Here is a 1,242-nt window from a genome sequence, read left to right as displayed (position 1 = left end):
TCACATACTCTGTACCAAGACTTGGCGTAAAGTCATCAATCCAATCATAGGGGATTTGAAATACCGAACCATCTTTATTGGACTTGGCTAGCAGACACTGCATCGGTAATGCTGAGGCACAGGCCACGCGGTTTGGCATAACGGTTAACGTTTGCGCGTCACCTAAGACGATAGTAGGTATATAGCGCGGCTCGGGTACAGGCTTGCGCGCAAAAGGTGACGTTTGACAAGCACTAAGTAACGTGACACTGCATAGCAGGCCTAACAAAAACAAGGGCGATGTTTTAGGTTGATGGGATAGACTCATAACACTCTCTATGTGGTGATAAATGTATAGCGATACTTATATAAAATGTAGTATATAGTGATAATAATGGTCGACTATAAACACATGTATCAGATTAACCAATGCGACGTTTTAGGCCCGTCATTTGCAAAATGCGAGTGGCAATCTCTTCAACAGACATCTCGGAGACATCAAGGCTTTGAATACCTTGTGAAGTATAGATACCTTGTATAGCGCGCTGCTCTTGCTGACACTGCTGATAGCTAGAATAGCGACTACCTGCGCGGCGTTCTTGGCGGATTTTTACTAGACGATCCGTATCAATCAACAAACCAAACAGCTTGTCTTTATGCTCGCGCAATGCTTTTGGTAGCTGATTGTCGTATAGATCATCTTCAGTCAATGGGTAGTTAGCGGCGCGAATACCAAACTGTAAAGCCAAATACAGTGAGGTTGGCGTTTTACCTGAACGTGATACGCCAATTAATATGATATCTGCCATATTGTAATGACGCGTACGTGCTCCATCATCATTATCCAAAGCAAAATGTACCGCATCGATACGCTCTTTATAAGTCTCAGAGTCGACGTTATCGTGAGCATGACCAGAATGAGCATCTGGCTCTATACCAGTTTCTTCCGCGATACGGCCGATCAAACCTTCGTACATATCTAAATTACAGCTATGAGCAGAATTAATCTTTTCGCGAATTTCTGGACTGACAATAGTATCAAATACTAACGGCAATAATCCATCGCGTTGATAAGCGATGTTGATTTGCTCAACTGCGTTTTCAGCACGTTCGATACTATCGACATAGGGCAATACTCGAGTTTCGAATGGCACTGAGGCAAATTGACTCAATATAGAACGGCCCAACGTTTCGGCTGTAATGGCGGTACCATCAGAGATAAAGAACGCGCTTCTTATCGCCTGTGAATTGTCCAAACCTAAA

2 protein-coding genes are annotated in these 1,242 nt (G+C 43.5%); both read right to left on the bottom strand.

The annotated features are described in order from the left end of the window. Nucleotides 1-307: hypothetical protein (locus ACS8FD_RS15320; protein ID WP_439276478.1), on the bottom strand; the 307-nt coding region annotated here is incomplete at its 3' end. Nucleotides 308-401: 94 nt separating this feature from the next. After that, entirely contained in the window at nt 402-1,235 is an 834-nt protein-coding gene (gene ppsR / locus ACS8FD_RS15315; protein WP_299217964.1) for a posphoenolpyruvate synthetase regulatory kinase/phosphorylase PpsR, read from the bottom strand. Nucleotides 1,236-1,242 lie beyond the last annotated feature (7 nt).

This window comes from Psychrobacter sp. 1U2 (assembly GCF_051847575.1).
This window is presented reverse-complemented; position numbering and strand designations above follow the sequence as displayed.